Below are 18519 nucleotides of genomic sequence, written 5' to 3'. Positions count from 1 at the left end.
AGAAACAGTAAGTAAAACTCCCCTCCTTGGATAAGGAGGGGCAGGGGTGGTTGGACCCGATACTGACAATCTTCTAATTATCTAAATCCTTATCAGAGCTCCAGAGTAAGCTGATAGCCTTCCTGCAGACGGTCGTGTTGGTAGAGCAGGCTGCTAACTGATACGCCCAATAGCCGGACAGGATAGAGGGGAAGCTGGGGTGTGCGCAGCAGGTCGCGTGTGATAGTATAAATAGCATCGGCGCTGCTGAACTCGCTCAGGAACGTTTTGCTACGCGTGTTCAGGGTAAAGTCGAAGTATTTGATCTTAAGTGTTACGGTTTTGGCTGTAGCTTTTAGCCTCTCCATATCATGAGCAACTTCCTGACATAGTTTATCTATTTGCAGCAGCATGTCGTGCTCTTCTATCAGGTCCACGTCAAAGGTGCGCTCCGAGCCAATAGATTTACGGATACGATGCGGCTGCACGTCGCGGTCGTCCTGCGCGCGGGCAATGCGGTAGTAGTAGCGGCCAACTTTGCCAAAGTTGCGAACCAACTCTTCTTCACTGCGTTCCCGCAGGTTGGCTCCAGTAAGTATACCCATACTTTGCATTTTGGCAGCCGTTACCTTTCCTATCCCATGAAACTTCTCTATTGCAAGTCCAGCCACTAAACCCTCTGCCTTATCTGGGGTTATTAGTGTGAAACCGTTGGGCTTGTTCATGTCAGAGGCGATCTTGGCCAAAAATTTATTGTAGGAAACGCCTGCTGATGCCGTTAGTCCGGTTTCTTCAAAAATCCGCTTTCTGATTTCCTGTGCAATAATAGTGGCTGAAGGCATTCCTACTTTATTTTCGGTTACATCCAGGTAAGCCTCGTCCAGTGAAAGCGGTTCCACAAGGTCGGTATAAGAATGAAATATCTCACGGATCTGCCGAGACACGGCACTGTATACTTCAAACCTGGCCTTTACGAAAATAAGGTGCGGGCAACGCTGTGCAGCAATTTTAGAGGCCAGGGCCGAGTGCACGCCATACTTCCGGGCCTCGTAACTAGCCGCTGCTACCACGCCTCTTGCCTTTGAGCCACCCACAGCCACAGGCTTTCCGCGCAGCTCCGGGTTATCGCGCTGCTCCACCGACGCGAAAAATGCGTCCATGTCGATGTGTATTATCTTACGGATGGGTGCTGACAAGAGGGATTATACTTAATGGGTAACTAACTGCTCTACAACGGGCTTGGAACTTACCGGATTTGAAAGTATAACAGAGGTTGTCGGCTCGCCATACTCTACAAATACGTTAATGATCAGTTCCAGGTCCTGGGCCTGTTTTACTGCTACTTTCATCATCAGGCACTCGCTTCCTGTTACGCGATAGCACTCCCTGATCTCAGGCATGGTCTGCAATAGCTCAAGGAAGCGGGGAAGTTTACCGGCATGTGCTTTAAAGGCTACAAGCGCCTGCAATGTATAGCCAAGTTTACTCAGGTCTAACGTAATGCCGTAGCCTTTTATCACACCATTATCCTCCAGTTTCTGTACCCGCTCAGCCACAGCTGGGGCAGAGAGGCCTACCTGCCTTCCGATTTCTGCAAAAGAAAGCCGGCTGTTTTCCTGTAATACTGTAAGTATAGCCCAGTTCAGTTTATCCATTTCCATAACCGAAAGAAAGTATATGTAAAAAGCTTGGAATCGAAATTATGTTGGCTACAGAAGCTTCGATTCTAATGCCAAAGATACACAACAGGCTATACTTTTGTGTTAAAAAAACAATGGAAACAAGAGTCAAACTTTCAGATAACGGTAGTACTCCGTTCGCAAAACTACTAGGGCATAATCCTGCTATACTTCAGGCCTGGGATGAGCTGGAGGTAACATTATTTAATAGGTCAGGACTGGACGCAGCCTTACTGGAGCAGGTGCGCAGAACACTTGCCTTTGGAAATCAATGTGCTTATTGCATGGCCAAAGGCAAGCCAAACGAGGTAAAGGCAGATAAGCGGGAAAGTTACGCCACAGCGTTTGCAGAGCTTTTTGCTTTGGATCATCTATCTATTTCGGGTGCTCATTTCGAGCTGCTGCGGGAGGTGTTTACAGAGAAGGAAATAGCTGCGCTTTGTGCGTTCATTTGTTTTATTACTGCCTCACAGCGTTTCGGGGCTATACTTAACCTGCAACCTGTAAAGTAAAATTATAACACCACCGGCCTACCAGTATAACCGGTGGTGTTATCTATACATGCGCAGATTCACCCTCCAGCATCCTGATCTCTGGCATACCCACGACGCCTGCACGTTCCATAGCCTTTTTTAAATCCTCAGATTCAATGAAATCCTGTGCCCGATGATCGTTTTCGGTTTCGAAGAGTATCACTACTTCGTTGTGGTTATACTTGTTCTGAAGCAGGTATAAATCCCGCAGGCCAGCTTTTTCACGTGCGCCTTTGTGCTCATTATAAGCTGTTTTCCAGTGATCAAAATCGTTGACTTCGTGTCTGATTAAAAGATATCCCATATTATTTGTCTGTTTTCTTGTGATGTTAGGATGCAGCTGGTTTAATGTTTTGGTTTACTCTGAAAAGGTTATCCGGATCATACTTTCTCTTGATTTTTGTCAGCTTATCATAGTTGTCACGATAAGTGGCTCGTATCCTGTCTTCGCCTTCTTCCATCATAAAGTTTACATAAGCACCTTCGGAGCAGTAAGGGTGCAGCGCGTCATAGTACTCTCGGGTCCAGTTAGTGATTTTCTGCTTGTTTGCCGGGTCTGCATCTACACCAACAATTACTTCGGCCCAGTTTGCATCGCGGTAACTCCAGGCAGTGGCATCTTCCTTTACGTCGTGTACGGCCCCATTAATAGGGTAGACGTGCATGCTAGAAGTCGAACTTGGGAGCTTTTTAGCATGTGCTATGTGCAAATCAATTGCCTCGTCACGCAGTTCCTCCACAAAGTCTGCTTTCCAGTACCATTGCTGTCCGGCTGGGTAGAGCGGATCGAACATACTTTGCAGCGTAGGGTGTGGTATCGGACCCACCAGGTCAACAGCAGGAGGAGGTAACTGGCTTTTAATGTCCTTGAAAATATCTTCGGCTTTATCCATTGGTCCGGTGTAGCACCATACTATACCGCCTACAATTTTATTGTGATGCTCAGGCGGGAACGGTTCAACGGGTGGTACCTGCACGAAGGCGAAGAACCCGTTCAGATCGTTTGGTGCTTTAAGGATGAACTCGCGGTACCATTGCATGATCTCTTTTACCTTGTCCATTTCCCAAAACATCGGACCTGCATAGTCTGTGTCTATAGGGTGCAGCTGGAACAGGAAGGCTGTTACAACCCCAAAGTTGCCGCCGCCGCCACGAACAGCCCAGAAAAGATCTGAATGCTCTTTTTCGTTTGCCTTTACAAAACTACCATCTGCTAATACCATCTCTACCTCCAGCAGGTTATCTATAGTAAGGCCATACATACGACTGAGATGGCCAATGCCACCGCCAAGTGTAAGTCCGCCAACGCCGGTAGAGGATATTATTCCACTTGGAACTGCTAACCCGAAAGCATGCGTTGCGTGGTCTACTTTGTGCCAGGTGCAGCCGCCTTCCACGCGTGCCGTCTTCTTTTCCGGGTCCACGCGCACACTGTCCATCAGCGAAAGGTCAATGGCAAGACCATCATCGCACATGCCCAACCCGGCACCGTTGTGGCCGCCTCCTTTAATAGATACCAACAGGTTGTTTTCGCGGGCATAGTTTACGGCATACACTACATCGGCCACGTCCTCGCAACGAGCAATGAGCCGCGGGTGCTTGTCAATCATGCCGTTGTATACTTTACGGGCCTGGTCGTAGTCCTCTTCGTTTGGCTGGATTAGTTTGCCCAGTAACTCAGCCTTTAAGTCCTGAACTGTACTTGTTTCGTTCATGGTTTACTCCTCCTTTTTTATTTAAGAATTGCACCATGATCTATTGCGTGTGGGGTGATGCGGAAAAAATGAGAGGGTGCTATGTAACCTGGTGCAACCTATACTTTAAATGTTTTGCTTTATAGTAATGTATACGAATGCTACAGGTTTATGAAAAGGACAAGGCTAAAACTTGGTAACTAAAGCAAAGCCGCTGTTTAACGTAGCAGCGGCTTTAGTAAATGATGGTGAACGTTCAAAATTTACATGACTGGTGCGTAAATAGAAATTATAAGCGCTTCTATCAGTTGCATCAGCCCGGCAGGATAAACACCTACATAAATTAAAAGTATGGCCAGTAGTGCTATGGTGCCGCCACTAACAAGGTAAGCCGACGGGTGCAGTGCCTGTCGTTCATGTCCCACGTTGGTCTGGGAAAACATAACAGCTACGATCTTGATGTAGTAATATAGACCAATCACGCTGTTAAGTGCCAGCATGACTACTAGCAGCCACAGCTCAGTTCTTACACCGGCCGCCAGCACAAAGAACTTGCCCACAAAGCCTGCGGTTAGCGGAATGCCTGCCAAAGAGAGCAACATAGCAGTAAAGGCAGCTGCTGTCCAGGGGCGCCGCCAGAGCAGACCGCGGTAGTCTTCCATCTGCTCCGCATCACGCTCCTCATCCGACAGTAACGTAATGATACCGAACGCACCCAGGCTGGTGATAAAGTAGGCTACCAAGTAAAACGTTACAGCCTCTATGCCCATGGCATTGCCTGCCAGAAAGGCTACTAAGATATACCCTAAGTGCGCGATGGAGGAATAAGCAAGTATACGCTTCACGTTGTTCTGCATCAGGGCTAGGATGTTACCTGCAAACATGGAGGCAATGGCAATAATGGTGAAGATCAGGATCATGGTAGGATAGTTGAAGCCGTTTGTCTGCATAAAAAAACGGATCAGCACGGCTACCATACCTCCTTTGGAGACTGTTGCAATAAAAGCAGTTACCGGAGCAGGAGCACCCTCATAAACATCCGGCGTCCACATATGGAAAGGCACTACGCCCAACTTAAAGCCGATGCCTACCACCATCAGTCCGAAGCCCACAATAAGTATTAGCGGCACCTGTTGCGAGGCAGCTAAGTATAAACCGATCTCATAAAATCCCATAGAGCCTGACATCGCATATACCAGCGCCATTCCGAACAGCAGGAAAGCAGACGACATGGCGGCAAGTATAAGGTATTTAATGCCAGCTTCGTCGGAGCGTTCGCGGGTGCGCAGGTAAGCAACTAATCCATACAAGGAAACGCTCAGCACTTCAAGCCCCAGGAAAAGCGCACCAAAGTGTTTGCTGATCACCATCACACAGGCGCCCAGTGTTGCCAGGATGTGCAGAATGTAATATTCCTCTTTCCGTTCTTCTCGCTGCTCAAAATAAGCGTACGACAGCATGGCTACGACCAATGATGACAAAAGGATTAGCCCTATATAAAAGATCGCAAAACCATCTACTATAAACAACGGACTGATATGATAAGGCTCTCCGATACCTATCTCGAACAAGGAGGCAAAGGCTGCGATTAGCGAAAGCATCGTGATGATATAAATGATCTTGTGGTAACGTTTTACAGCGATCACCAGCATGGTGATAAGTGAGCCCATGACCAGGATCAGCAGCGGCATCAGGTGTAAGAAATCATCTAAGACCATAAGCACCTCCTTTTGTTTTTAGTTGAGAAAGGGTATCTGTCGGTTGTGTTGTACTTTCAGACTTTTCCATTGAGATTGTTCTATCTTCAGGTACATTCGTGTATGCCTGTAGCTGCTCGTCAATAGATGGTTTTGCCAGATCGATCACCGGCTGTGGGTAAAGGCCCAGCCACAAAATCAGCAGTACCATCGGCACCATAATCAGCATTTCGCGTCCGCTAAGGTCGTGGATGATGTGGTCTGTCAGGTTTTGGCCGTAGTATACTTTTTTGAGAATGCGCAGCGAGTAAGCAGTAGCCAGCACCACACCAATGGTAGCAAACACTGTCAGCCAGTTGTTGGCTTGCCAGCTGCCGATCAGCGTTAGGAATTCTGCAATAAAGTTGCCCAGTCCTGGAAGCCCAAGCGAAGCCATCACGAACACCAAAGCTATCACGCCCATTTTAGGAGCCGTAGCCCAGAAGCCCCCCATTTTCTCGATGTTGCGGGTATGGATGCGGTCGTACAGGAAGCCGGCCATGATGAAGAGTGCGCCGGTGCTGAGGCCGTGCGTGATCATCTGCATCACCACACCCTGCAAAGCCAGTTCGTTAAAGGCAAACACCCCCAGAATCACAAAGCCCATGTGGCTCACCGAAGTATAGGCTACCAGTCGTTTCAGGTCGGTTTGAGAATAGGCAAGTATGGCTCCGTAAATAATACCGATCACGCCCAGCAGCATGGCCCAGGGAGCAAATGCTATGGCAGCCTCCGGAAACAGCGGCAATACAAAACGCAGCAGACCATAAGCACCGGTTTTCAGAAGCAGTCCGGCAAGTATAACGCTACCCGCTGTCGGTGCCTGCGAGTGTGCGTCGGGTAGCCAGGAGTGGAACGGCACTACCGGTAACTTTACCAAGAAAGCGGCCAGGAAACCGAACATCAGCCACATGCCCATAGCAGGAGAGAAGCTGGTACCTAGCAGCTCGAAATAGTTGAAAGTATAAATTCCTGTCTGGCTGCCATGTATAAAGTATAGACTAAGTATAGCCAACAGCATTAAAAGTCCGCTGGCCTGCGTAAAGATGAAGAATTTATAAGCTGCGTAGGTTCTGTTTTCATGTCCCCAGATGCCAATGAGGAAGTACATTGGTATCAGCATCACTTCCCAGAAGAAGTAGAACAGGAACAGGTCCATGGTGAGGAACACGCCTGTGATACCGGCCAATACCCACAGCAGGTTAAAATGAAAGAAGCCGACTTTGGTATAGATCTCATTCCAGGATACTAGTACTGCCAGAAAGCCCAGCACAAATGTGAGCAGCAACATTAGCAGGCTAAGTCCGTCCAGCGCCAGGTCAAAACCAACGCCCCATTGCGGAATCCAGGCTATACTTAGGTTAGCAATCCAGGCTCCTTTTGGCACTAACGCCGTAGCAGGCTCTGCAAGCCATAGCCACACTGCCAGCGCCAGGTTGGCTAGTATAGTCAGCAAAGAGATCCATCGGGGCAGCGCATCGTTTACCCGACCTGTAATCCAGGCAAGCACGCCGCCTGCCATCAGAATCACGATCATCCAGAGTAGTATCATAGCAGCAGACTTATAGTTACAACAAGTATAGCCCCCACCAGCACGCCCATCATATAGGTGCGCAGCATACCGGTTTGGGTGCGGGTAAACAGGCTGTTAAGCCATTGGGTAAAGTAGGCGAGTCCGGTGTAAAAGAAGTCAATACCATCGCTCCGGTTTGCTTTGGATAGGTACACGTATGGCCTTACAAAAACGGCATTATACAGCGCATCAAAGCCCCAGCCGGAGTACCAGAAGCGATGCAACGACATAGCAAATTTTGATCGCTCCATGTTCTGCGCCAGGTATGGTTTCTTGAGGTAGAACAGGTACGCAATGTAAATACCCGATAGTGCCACCAGCGCCGCCACGATCTGGAAGATCCATTCAATGGTTGCCAGTCCTTCATCAATCACAATGACAGGCAATACCGGCTTCAGGTAATCTGTGAACAGCGTAAAATGGGCGAAGTTGTGCGGCAGTTCTATAAAACCACCCAGCAACGAAAGTATGGCCAGCACCACCAAAGGCAGCTTCATCCAGAAGCCCGGCATGTGGCTGATGTGCGTTTTTTCTTCGCCGTAGAAGGTGATGAACACCATCCGGAAAGTATAAATGGAGGTGACAAATGCACCCAGCAACGCCGCGATGTAAAGTATAACACTGCCGTTTCCACCTGCCAGTCCGAGCCATAAAATCTGGTCTTTACTGTAGAAACCGGCACTGATTAAAGGCACAGCAGCCAGCGAGGCAGAACCGATCAAAAAGGTCCAAAACACTACAGGCATTTTTTTGCGTAGGCCTCCCATTTTAAACATGTCGTGCTCGTGGTGCAATGCCATGATAACCGCCCCTGCTCCGAGGAATAGTAAAGCCTTAAAGAAAGCGTGAATCATGAAATGAAACACCGCAGCAGACCAGGCACCCACGCCCAAAGCCAGGAACATATACCCGATCTGACTGATGGTGGAGTAGGCGAGCACCCGTTTCAGGTCGTTTTGCGTGAGGGCGGTGAAGCCGGCAATTAGCAGCGTGGCAGCACCAATAAAAGCTACCACCATTTGTGCCGTAGGAGCCAACTCGAACAGCACGTAGGTTCTGGTAATCAAGTATACACCAGCCGTTACCATGGTTGCCGCATGTATCAGCGCACTAACAGGAGAAGGGCCAGCCATCGCATCTGGTAGCCAAGTCTGCAAAGGCAACTGAGCCGATTTGCCCACAGCGCCACCCACCAGCAGCAGCGCCACCAGCACAGCCGTTTGCGAACCAACCGACCAGGTTTGCGGTGCCTGCGTGAGTATCTCCTGAATATTAAGTGTACCGAAGTACTGGAATAGCAGGAAAAGACCAATGGCCATGGCTGTGTCGCCTACGCGTGTGATGATGAAGGCCTTGCGAGCCGCGTAGCCGTTGGCGGGCTCACGGTACCAGAAACCGATCAGTAGGAAACTGCACAAGCCTACGCCTTCCCAACCTAAGTATAAAAGCACCAGGTTATCAGCCAAAACCAGCACCAGCATAGAGCCCACAAACAAGTTCATGCTGGCAAAGAAGCGGGAGTAGTCGGCATCCTCGGCCATGAACTCTGCAGAATATAAATGGATAAGAAAACCGACAAATGTGATGACAAAAATGAACACCATTGTCAGCGCATCCACATGGAAAGCAATGCCCGGACTGAAGCCACCAATACTGAACCACGTCCAGACATGTTGCACGTACATGGCCGCACCATCCGACAAGAATTGTATGCCCAAAAATATAGTGAGCAGTGACGATATGCCTACACTACCAGCTCCAATCACCGGTACCATAATGCGCGGCATCTTCAGGCCGAAAAGTATAAGCAGCAGTGCACCTAAAAAGGGCAGGGCGGGAATTAACCAGATCAGATTTTCCATTGTTATCCTCTCATTCTACTTGCGGCATCGCTGTCCAAGGTTTTTAACTGATGATACAACTGAAGTATAAGTGCCAGGCCTACAGATACCTCTGCGGCTGCCATCGTAAGTATAAAAATGAACATCACCTGTCCATCGGGTTGGGCCCAGCGCATACCTGCTACAATAAAGGCCAGGCCGGCAGCATTGAGCATGATCTCCACAGACACCAGCATAAAAATGATGTTGCGCCGCATCAGCAGACCCATTAGGCCCAGGGCAAAAAGTATGGCTGCTAAGAGCAGTCCGGCTTCCATGCTTATTCCGTTCATTGTGCGGCCTCCTTCTCCAAAAAGCGGTGAGTAACTTTTTTCTTCTGACGACCCAGGTGATAAGCTCCCACGATACCTGCCATCAGCATCATACCGCACAGCTGCACTCCCAGCATATATGGTCCGAACAGAGCCAGACCAACTAGCTTGGCATCAACCGGAACAGTGGCAGTAGTAGGTACATCCATCGCTGTGAAAATGTATATCAGCTCGGCTAGCAGCACCGCTGAAAGTATGGCCGGGCCTATCCAGATGCTGGGTTTCAGCCATTCTTTCTCCTGCTGGGTGGCATCCTCGCTCAGGTTCAGCATCATGATCACGAAGATGATAAGCACCACAATGGCCCCGGCGTAGATGATGATTTCCAGGGCCGCCATAAACGGTGCACCCAGTGTAAAGAATACCACGGCTACTGCCAGGAAAGAGACAACCAGGTAGAGTAAGGCGTGGATCATGTTATACCTGGTAATAACCATGATGGTAGCAAGTATGGCTACGGCGCCAGCTATGTAAAATGTCAGTTCCATAGGTTAGGGCATTAAGCTTTTAACATCTACAGGAGGCGTTTCATTTTCTGCTTCTCCTTTGTCTTTTCCGCCAATGGCCATACCTGCCACTCTGTAGTAGTTGTAGCCGTGGTACTTGCCTTGCCCGTTAATGAGCAGATCCTTTTTCTCGTACACGAGGTTCTGGCGGTTGTATTCTCCCATCTCAAAATCAGGTATGAGTTGGATAGCATAAGTAGGGCAGGCCTCTTCGCAGTAGCCGCAGAAGATGCAGCGCGAGAAGTTAATGCGGAAGAACTCCGGATAGCGTCTGCCGGTAGGGTCTTCGGTAGCCTGCAGCGAGATACAGTCCACGGGGCAGGCGGCGGCACAGAGGTTACAGGCCACGCAGCGTTCGCCACCATCCGGGTCGCGCGACAAGACAATGCGGCCCCGCCAGCGCGTTGGAAGTATGGGCTTTTGCTCAGGGTAAAGTATGGTATCACGCTTGTGGAATGCATGTAAAAACGTGAGCCACATGGTACGCAGTAAACTAAACATATTCCTGCTCCTTTCTTTTTATAGCTATTATTCTAATCTATTTTTTATTTGTCCCCTTGAGGGGACTGCAATTGTGTTTCGGATTCTAATTCCGTCTTTTTGCAGTACCGGGTCAAACCACCCCTTTATCCCCTCCTTATCCAAGGCGGGGAGTCCGCTATTACCACTTTTTCTGCCATCCCAGTAGTAATAGTAACCTGTTCAAACCCACCTATAGCCTCTCCCTAGAGGTTAATTACATCTGCGAATGTTCCTCGCCTTGGATAAGGAGGGGTTAGGGGTGGTTGGATAATTTACTCACCCACTCATTCAATATTCCTACTCCGCCAGCCATAGCAACACCCCAGCAGTTACCAGCAGGTTCAGCAGGGTAAGTGGCAGCAGGATTTTCCAGCCATACTCCATCAACTGGTCATATCTTGGTCTTGGCAGTGAGGCCCGCAACAGTATGAAAATCATGATGAAGAAAGCTACTTTAAGTATGAACCACACGATAGGCGGCAGAAAATCAGGGCCAAGCCAACCGCCAAAGTATAAAGTCACCACCATGCAGGAGATAAGGGTAATGCCCAGATACTCGCCAATGAAGAACATGCCGAACTTCATACCTGAATACTCTGAGTGGAAACCTGCACTTAACTCACTTTCTGCTTCTGGAATATCCAGTGGCAGGCGGTGCGTCTCGGCGATGCCGGCAATGAAGAAGATTATGAAGCCTAATATCTGCGGCACCACAAACCACATTTCTGCCTGCGCCAGCACGATGTCTGATAAGTTAAAACTGCCCGCCATCAGCACAACCCCCATCAGCGATAAGCCCATGAAAACCTCGTAAGAGATCATCTGGGCAGCGCCGCGCATGGAGCCAAGCAGGGAATACTTATTATTAGAAGCCCAGCCGCCAAGAATAATGCTGTAAGCACCCATCGACGACATAGCCAGGAAAAACAGGAGTCCGATGTTGAGATCAGCCACCACAATGCCTGGTGCGAAAGGTACTACGGCAAAAGCCATCAGCACCGAAATCAGCACAACAGTTGGCGCAATCACGAATACCTTTTTATCGGCAAACGGCGGAATCCAATCCTGCTTAAAGAACAGTTTCAGGGAATCGGCTGCTACGATGAGCAAGCCAAACGGACCCGCTCTATTAGGGCCATAGCGGTCCTGCCAGAGTGCCAGCATGCGGCGTTCTACCCATATCAGGAGTGCCGCTACATTCAGAAGCACAAAAAGTGTGACTCCAATGATCAGGAGATAGCTTGTGGTTTCTGCTTCCATATCAGATCTTTATTTAAAATGGCCCAACCTGGCAACTCAGCAAATGGCACACCCGGCAATCCAACAGGCAAGCCAGCCGTACCTCTTGTGATCGTCATGCTTATCTTTATCGGTAGGTGGTACATCAGTTCACCTATCTTAAATGTCAGGTGCTGTCCCTCTTCCAGTTTTAATTCCAAGGCATCTGTCACATTAAGTATGAGATAAGGCTCTGGAGTGAGTTGAGCAATTGCCGGAGCCTGTGCACTTAACTCTTCGGAGCCGAAAGTATGGTAAACCGGCACCATGAACAGGTGGTCGGCCAGTGGTTGGAAATGCTCCGGAGCCTCGCTGAAGTGCGTGCCTATACTTTGCTCTGTTTTTTCAATCATTCTAATACCAGGGTCGCCGCCATGTAGCGGCCCGCCAATTTCTTCCTGATATTTATTGATAGCTTGTTGTGAGTTCCAGCCCGGTGACCAGAAGAATGGTATGATCGAGGAAGGTGCCTGACCGCGGTAGCCTTCCATCGTGAAGGTTAGTGGTGAATCCGGGTCCTCCTGCGGCTTTGGTTCGCTAACATTCATGCCTGCGTTCATACTTGTTCTGCCACTAAAACGGTGTGTTTCGCGTGGTATCTTTTGTCCGGCTATCCTGAAATCGGCAGATGGTGTAACACGCTCAATTCCCTTTAACTCAGGGTGTGCTACTACAATGGCAGGCAAGATATCATCAAACGTGCTCCAGCCAAGCATCTGCTTATGTTCTATAGCTGCACCGAGTTGCATGAGCCAGCGCCAGCTTTCCTGTAAGTCTTCTGAGGTAGGATATACCTGGTAAAACCGCTGTGCACGTCCCTCATTATTCACCAGTGTACCATCAGACTCAGCAAAGGTACCCGCCGATAAAAGCACATTTGCCCTTTCGGTGGTGGGCGTGTGCAGATGATCGAGTACGATCACATTTTTACATTGCTCAAAGAACTTATTTACTTCATCTGAGCAGGCCCTACGGTACAGGTCGTTTTCAAGTATAATTACCGTATCAGCTTCACCGTGTTCCATTACCGCAAAGGCTGACTCCAGCCGGTGGCTGCCCAGCATATCCAAACCCATACTGTTACATTCCGGAGCAGTGAGCATAATGCCTGCTTCTTTGCCTTTGTCGTGCAGGGCATTGGCAATATTGGCTGCTGCTTTAATGATGCTCTCGCGGCCACCGTGCGTTCCGGAGATAATGGCAGGGCGTTTTGCCAAAAGCAGTGCCTCTGCAATCTGCGCTGCCAAATCTTCTTCTGCCTTGCCTAAGTCGTTTACCTCTGACGGCTGACCGGTAATTTTATTGGCTATGGCAAAACCAAGTCGGGCAATTTCGGCAGGAGTGGCGTTAAATATTTCGGTGGCAACCTCATCTAGCTTGGTTGGGTTGAAGGTGGCAATGTACAGCGGTCCTTTCTTATCCTGAATCAGTTCGCGTGCGGCTGCATCCTGCCACAGCGGTATTTTAAGAGCAGCTACTTCCTCTAAAGGCTGCTGCCTTACCGACTGCCGCACCGCCAGCGCCAACATTGGAGCTGTGTTGGTCAAGTCTTCGCCAAGTATAAGTACTGCATCGCACTTCTCTACTTCTCTAAGTGATAGGATGTGCGCCTTTGTTTCTCTTAGCACCCGCAGGTTGAACTCCACCAGGTCGTGGTCCGGCTCTGATACACCCAGGTAGAAATTATCTTCACCAACCAGCGTTTTCAGAACAAAGTTGGATTCTACGGATGCACGTGGCGATCCAATACCAATCACACGGCCTTTGCTGATCATGCCGGCTGCTTCCTGTAAAGCATGCTCTTTGGTAGTGGCTTCCGGTAACTGACTTCTTACCAGTGGCTTTCTGATTCTGGCGGCACTGTTCACGAACTCGTAGCCAAAGCGGCCACGGTCACACAAAAAGTACCCGTTAACTTCGCCGTTGTAGCGGGTGGTGATGTTACGCAAAGTACCATATCTTTCCCCGGCAATAGTGTTACATCCCAGGCTGCAGTGGTGGCAAACCGATGGAGCGGTGGTCAGGTCCCATTTGCGGGTATAGTGCTGTTTCAAGGTTTTGTCTGTGAATACACCGGTAGGGCATACTTCTGCCAGGTTTCCACTGAACTCACTCTCTAACACGCCTTCTTCTGCGCGGCCAAAGTATAAATGGTTGTGGGCTCCGAAAACGTCCAGGTCTTTCCCGCCGGCATAGTCTTTATAGTAGCGTACACAGCGGTAGCACTGTATGCAGCGGTTCATCTCATGGTTCAGGAACGGGCCCAGGTATTGGTTGCGGTACGTTTTCTTATCAAAACTATACTTGCGGTAAGTATGGCCGGTCATTACGGTCATGTCCTGTAAGTGGCAGGAACCGCCTTCGTCGCACACGGCACAGTCGTGAGGGTGATTTGTCATCAGCCAGCCGATTACGTTGTTGCGGAAGTCCTTCGCTTGCTGGTTCTTGATGGAAAGGCGCATGCCATCCCGCACCGGCTCCATACACGACATCATCAGCCTGCCTACCTTATCATTTTCGTCTTTGTAAACAGTAACAGCGCATTGGCGGCAGGCTCCCACCGAACCCATTGCCGGATGCCAGCAAAAGTAGGGGAGGTCTTCTTTCAAGTTCAGGCAAGTCTCCAGCAGGTTCTTGCCTTCTGGTACCTCAAAGGGTTTGTCGTCTATGTATATTGTTGCCATATCTTACTTCCAGGGGCATTTATGTTCTGTGATGTGTCTTTCAAAATCTGCTCTGAAATACTTAAGTGCACTTTGCAGGGGCTCCATAGCACCGGGAGCCAAGGCACAGAAGGTGTTGCCGGGACCAAGGAACTGTGTATGAAATTCAAGTATGTTCATATGTTCAGGCTTTCCTTCACCACGTTCCATAGCCAGGAGTATCTTCTCTACCCAGGGCAGGCCATCACGGCAAGGGGTACAGAAGCCACAAGATTCTTGGGCAAAGAAATGCTGCAGGTTAAGCACAAAGCCAACAGGACAGGTCTTATCGTCCAGCACGATCATAGTGCCTGTGCCCATGCGGCTGCCTGCTTTGGTAATGGAAGGATAATCCATTTTCAGGTCGAGGTGCTCTTCTACCAGAAAGTCTGTGGAAGCGCCGCCTGGTAACAAACCTCTGAACTGCACATCGTCTTTCATGCCGCCGGCATACTCTTCCAGCAGCTCCCGAACAGTTATGCCCATGGGTAACTCCCAAGTACCGGGCCTTTTCACTTTGCCGCTTACCCCGTACAATTTGGTGCCGGAATCCTCACTTTTACTCAGGCCTTTAAACCACTCTGCTCCGTTGTTTACAATGTGTGGCAGACAGCTAAGCGTTTCCACGTTGTTCACGATAGTAGGCTTGCCGTAAAGTCCGCTTACCTGCGGGAAAGGAGGTTTGGCTCTTGGGTTGGCTCTTTTTCCTTGTAGTGCGTTTATCAAAGCCGTTTCTTCGCCACAGATATAGCGGCCTACGCCAGTATGCAGGTGCATGTCCAGGTTAAAGCCCGTGCCCAATATATTTTTGCCAAGGTAGCCGGCATCGTACGCTTCCTGTATGGCTTTGGTGATCTCGTGTGCTGCCAGTTTGTAGGCCCAGCGCAGGAACACGTAAGAAACATTTGCCTGTATGGCATAGGCCGCCACGATCATCCCCTCTATCAGCTGGTGCGGATTTCCCTCAAGCAGCAGCCTGTCTTTAAAGGTGCCTGGCTCCATCTCATCGGCGTTGCAGATCAGGTATTTCGGCCCCGGAACATCCATCGGCACAAAGCTCCATTTCATACCTGTGCTAAAGCCGGCACCACCCCGGCCTTTCAGGTTAGAGGCTTTTACAAGCTCGGTTACTTCAGCCGGTGTCATCTGCTTCAGGACTTTCCTTACAGACTGGTAACCGCCTACCTGCTCATACTCTTTTAAGCTGAGTGGCGGCCGGTTGGCTACGATATGTTGGGTCAGGGGCGTTTCCATGGTGCCATTGTTTTATCAGGCGTACTTTGCCAGTATTTCGTCCAGTTTCTCAGGTGTGATGTCGTGGTAGAGGTCGTTGTCTATCATCAGGGCAGGAGCGTGGTCGCAGCAGCCGAGGCAAACGTTGGGGAGCATCGTAAATTTTCCGTCTGGTGTGGTTTGGCCATATTGTATACCCAGTTTATCCGACAGTACTTCCCGCACATTTTCATAGCCCATCACCCAGCAGCTCACACTGTCGCAGATCAGGATCACGTGGCGACCCACCGGCTGGCGGTAGATCAGGTTGTAGAAGGTGGCTACACTGTCCAGTTCGGCAGTAGACATTTCCATGAACTCTGCCACAGCTTTCAGGGTATCATCTGACACCCAGCCACGATGCTGCTGTACCACCTTCAGTGCCTCTACGCAGGCTGCTTTCCGGACAGGCACCAGCGAGATCTCATGCTCAATTTTTTCTATTTCTTCTGATGTAAGCATAGCTAAGAGACAAGTATCAAGACCATATTTTTGGTGGTACAAGCGGCGCGTACTTGAATACAGCGCCACTGTGTACCATTTATTTCTATTCATTCACGCATTCAGAATTCACTCATCTAGCAAGCTATCTGTCAATATCAGCCAGCACATAATCCATGGCTCCAAGTATAGATAGCATGTCGGCTACGGTATAGCCTCTGCTGATGTAAGGGAGCATTTGCATGTGCGGGAAAGAGGGAGTCCGGATGCGTACCCGGTAAGGGTTCGTGTTCCCGTCACTGGTCAGGTAATATCCGTTTGCACCTTTTGTCGCCTCAATGCAGCTCATGGCCTCACCGGCAGGCATCACAGGTCCCCAGGTTACACTCAAGAAGTGGCTGATCAGGGTTTCTATATCGTGCATGGTGCGTTCCTTCATAGGAGGGGTGGTAAGCGGATGATCTGCTTTGTAAGGTCCTTCGGGCATATTTTTGAGGCATTGCTCTATAATGCGCAGGCTCTGGCGCATCTCTTCCACGCGTACTACAGCGCGATCGTAGCAGTCGCCGTTGGCAGCAGTCGGAATATCAAAGTCGAACATCTCATAGCCGGAGTAAGGGCGCTTTTTGCGGAAGTCCCATTCCATGCCACAGGCTCTTAAGCCAGGTCCGGTAACGCCCCATTCAATGGCCTCATCCAAGGTAAAGATGCCGATACCCACGGTGCGTGCCTTGAACAGGCTGTTCTTCATCACCATGCTGTCGTACTCTTTCAGGCGTTTCGGGAAGTAATCGACAAAGTCCTGCACCAGCTTTTCCCAACCCTTAGGCAGGTCCTGCGCCACACCACCAATTCTAAACCAGTTCGGGTGCATGCGCCCGCCACAAACGGCCTCTATGATATTGAAGATTTTCTCACGATCGGAGAACATGTAGAAAACAGGGGAAAGTTGGCCTAAGTCCTGTGCAAAGGTGCCATACCATACCAGGTGGCTGGCAATACGGAAGAGCTCACACAGCATTACACGGATCACTTTCACGCGCTCTGGTACTTCGATACCAGCTAGTTTTTCCACCGAAAGCAGGTAGGCCAGGTTATTCATCACGCCGCCCAGGTAATCTACCCTGTCGGTATAGGGGATGTAGGAATGCCATGTCTGGCGTTCGCCCATTTTTTCGGCACCACGGTGGTGAAAGCCGATATCCGGAATGGCATCCACGATATCCTCACCGTCCAGCTGAAGTATAATTCTAAGTACACCGTGCGTGCCGGGGTGCTGCGGGCCGATGTTCAGGAACATAAAGTCGCTGTCTTCACTTTGCCGTTCCAGTCCCCATTCTTCAGGTTTAAACTGCAGCGCTGCCTGTTCAAGATCTACCTTATCGTCATAAAGTTGGAACGGTCCCATTTCAGTGGCGCGGGCAGGATGTTCTTTTCTAAGCGGATGGCCTACCCAGGTGCGCGGCATGAGAATACGTGAAAGGTGCGGGTGCCCTTCGAATTTGATGCCGAACATGTCATATACTTCACGCTCGTACCAGTTAGCGTTAGCCCATATGTTACTTATACTTGGTGCGGTCGGGAATTCGTCGGAGAGAGCTACTTTTAAGCGAACAAACTCATTGCGTTCGAATGAGAAAAGGTGATAAACGAGTGTGAAGGCAGCAGACGGGAAGCCATTGTGTTGCTTGTTGCGTGTTCTCTCATCTACAGCGGCTAAATCATACAGCATCCGGAATGGCTTCGGAACAGCCGATTTAAGGAATGTGAGCACTTCCTTCAGCTGGTTGCATGGCATCCAGAGGGTGAGTATCTCATCCCGGGTTTGTTGCTGCTTAAACGTATCTTCGCCGAACCGCGATTGCAGTTCCAGCAATGTGCCGCTGTTATTTTCCATAAGGAGGAATGAAAAATTTATGCCTGTATTACTGTTAACTCATTGTAAGAAAGTGCTGTAAGCTTACTTTAAAATTTGTTTTTGTTGATGTTTTGTATGTTTTCCATTTGCTGGTGTTCTGGCAATGGTTAGTTTCCGGAACGCCAGCAAATAGGTATACCTTGATTTATTTGTAACCAGCTTTAGGCCAGTGCTTTATCAGTTACTGTTTCAGCAGTTGTGGGGTCGATTACAGTGGATACCTCACTTACTGAATTAGCCGGAAACCCGCCTTGTTTTGCATGTTCACGTACCATTTCTTCGTTTGGTGCTATGTATACACAGTAGATCTTGTCACCTGTTACATAACTGTGCACCCATTGTATCTGGGGACCCATGTTGCTAAGCACGCCACATGAAGTTTGAGAAATGCTTTTAAGTTGTTCGGCAGTCAGTTTGCCGGCGCCGGGAATTTCCCGCTCGATAACGTATTTTGGCATATTACTTTCTGGTAGA

Annotated in this window: 17 protein-coding genes; 1 reads left to right on the top strand and 16 read right to left on the bottom strand. The window is 49.5% G+C overall.

The features are described 5' to 3' along the window. Positions 1-92: 92 nt before the first annotated feature. Positions 93-1175 (bottom strand): DNA polymerase IV, encoded by a 1083-nt coding sequence (gene dinB, locus H8S84_RS04310; protein ID WP_262890223.1) that lies wholly within the window; start codon positions 1173-1175, stop codon positions 93-95. Between the two features lie 12 nt (positions 1176-1187). Further along, positions 1188-1640, bottom strand: a complete 453-nt coding sequence (locus tag H8S84_RS04305; protein ID WP_187066019.1) for an Lrp/AsnC family transcriptional regulator — start codon at positions 1638-1640, stop codon at positions 1188-1190. Between the two features lie 113 nt (positions 1641-1753). Here H8S84_RS04305 and H8S84_RS04300 point away from each other — a divergent pair, with 113 nt between their 5' ends. After that, positions 1754-2170 (top strand): carboxymuconolactone decarboxylase family protein, encoded by a 417-nt coding sequence (locus H8S84_RS04300; protein WP_187066018.1) that lies wholly within the window; start codon positions 1754-1756, stop codon positions 2168-2170. A 43-nt stretch (positions 2171-2213) separates the two neighbouring features. Here H8S84_RS04300 and H8S84_RS04295 read toward each other — a convergent pair whose 3' ends face one another. From H8S84_RS04295 to H8S84_RS04230, 14 genes are all read right to left on the bottom strand, one after another. After that, complete coding sequence (locus tag H8S84_RS04295) at positions 2214-2495, bottom strand: cyclase (RefSeq protein WP_187066017.1); 282 nt, start codon at positions 2493-2495, stop codon at positions 2214-2216. A 25-nt stretch (positions 2496-2520) separates the two neighbouring features. Further along, positions 2521-3906: an FAD-binding oxidoreductase gene (locus tag H8S84_RS04290; protein ID WP_187066016.1), complete on the bottom strand. Its 1386-nt coding sequence runs from the start codon at positions 3904-3906 to the stop codon at positions 2521-2523. A gap of 242 nt (positions 3907-4148) precedes the next feature. Then, the gene (locus tag H8S84_RS04285) at positions 4149-5603 is read right to left on the bottom strand and encodes an NADH-quinone oxidoreductase subunit N (protein WP_187066015.1); all 1455 of its coding nucleotides are present in this window, start codon (positions 5601-5603) and stop codon (positions 4149-4151) included. After that, positions 5590-7173 carry an NADH-quinone oxidoreductase subunit M gene (gene nuoM, locus H8S84_RS04280; RefSeq protein ID WP_187066014.1) on the bottom strand — a complete coding sequence of 528 codons (1584 nt, stop codon included), beginning with the start codon at positions 7171-7173 and terminating at the stop codon, positions 5590-5592. The genes H8S84_RS04285 and nuoM overlap by 14 nt, the downstream gene beginning before the upstream one ends. After that, the gene (gene nuoL, locus H8S84_RS04275) at positions 7170-9056 is read right to left on the bottom strand and encodes an NADH-quinone oxidoreductase subunit L (protein ID WP_187066013.1); all 1887 of its coding nucleotides are present in this window, start codon (positions 9054-9056) and stop codon (positions 7170-7172) included. Before nuoL ends, nuoM begins: the two co-directional genes overlap by 4 nt. 2 nt (positions 9057-9058) lie before the next feature. Beyond that, positions 9059-9352: an NADH-quinone oxidoreductase subunit NuoK gene (nuoK, locus tag H8S84_RS04270; RefSeq protein WP_230407038.1), complete on the bottom strand. Its 294-nt coding sequence runs from the start codon at positions 9350-9352 to the stop codon at positions 9059-9061. Positions 9353-9363: 11 nt separating this feature from the next. Beyond that, positions 9364-9894 (bottom strand): NADH-quinone oxidoreductase subunit J, encoded by a 531-nt coding sequence (gene nuoJ, locus H8S84_RS04265; protein ID WP_187066011.1) that lies wholly within the window; start codon positions 9892-9894, stop codon positions 9364-9366. Positions 9895-9897: 3 nt separating this feature from the next. Beyond that, complete coding sequence (gene nuoI, locus H8S84_RS04260) at positions 9898-10413, bottom strand: NADH-quinone oxidoreductase subunit NuoI (protein WP_187066010.1); 516 nt, start codon at positions 10411-10413, stop codon at positions 9898-9900. 318 nt (positions 10414-10731) lie between these two features. Continuing rightward, positions 10732-11694 (bottom strand): NADH-quinone oxidoreductase subunit NuoH, encoded by a 963-nt coding sequence (gene nuoH, locus H8S84_RS04255; protein ID WP_187066009.1) that lies wholly within the window; start codon positions 11692-11694, stop codon positions 10732-10734. After that, positions 11664-14396, bottom strand: coding sequence for an NADH-quinone oxidoreductase subunit NuoG (gene nuoG / locus H8S84_RS04250; protein ID WP_187066008.1), 2733 nt, complete (start codon positions 14394-14396; stop codon positions 11664-11666). The genes nuoH and nuoG overlap by 31 nt, the downstream gene beginning before the upstream one ends. 3 nt (positions 14397-14399) lie before the next feature. Next, on the bottom strand, positions 14400-15668 hold the full coding sequence (gene nuoF, locus H8S84_RS04245) for an NADH-quinone oxidoreductase subunit NuoF (RefSeq protein ID WP_187066007.1): 1269 nt from the start codon (positions 15666-15668) through the stop codon (positions 14400-14402). Positions 15669-15683: 15 nt separating this feature from the next. Continuing rightward, on the bottom strand, positions 15684-16148 hold the full coding sequence (gene nuoE, locus H8S84_RS04240; protein WP_187066006.1) for an NADH-quinone oxidoreductase subunit NuoE: 465 nt from the start codon (positions 16146-16148) through the stop codon (positions 15684-15686). A 124-nt stretch (positions 16149-16272) separates the two neighbouring features. Next, a complete protein-coding gene (gene nuoC, locus H8S84_RS04235) occupies positions 16273-18024 on the bottom strand; it encodes an NADH-quinone oxidoreductase subunit C/D (protein WP_187066005.1) in 1752 nt (583 codons plus the stop codon). Between the two features lie 182 nt (positions 18025-18206). Further along, the gene (locus H8S84_RS04230) at positions 18207-18503 is read right to left on the bottom strand and encodes a DUF4242 domain-containing protein (protein WP_187066004.1); all 297 of its coding nucleotides are present in this window, start codon (positions 18501-18503) and stop codon (positions 18207-18209) included. Positions 18504-18519 lie beyond the last annotated feature (16 nt).

It is taken from the genome of Pontibacter cellulosilyticus (genome assembly GCF_014306105.1).
GTDB lineage: Bacteria > Bacteroidota > Bacteroidia > Cytophagales > Hymenobacteraceae > Pontibacter > Pontibacter cellulosilyticus.
Note: the sequence above shows the minus strand (reverse complement) of the source record. Positions and strands in the feature narration are given on the sequence as shown.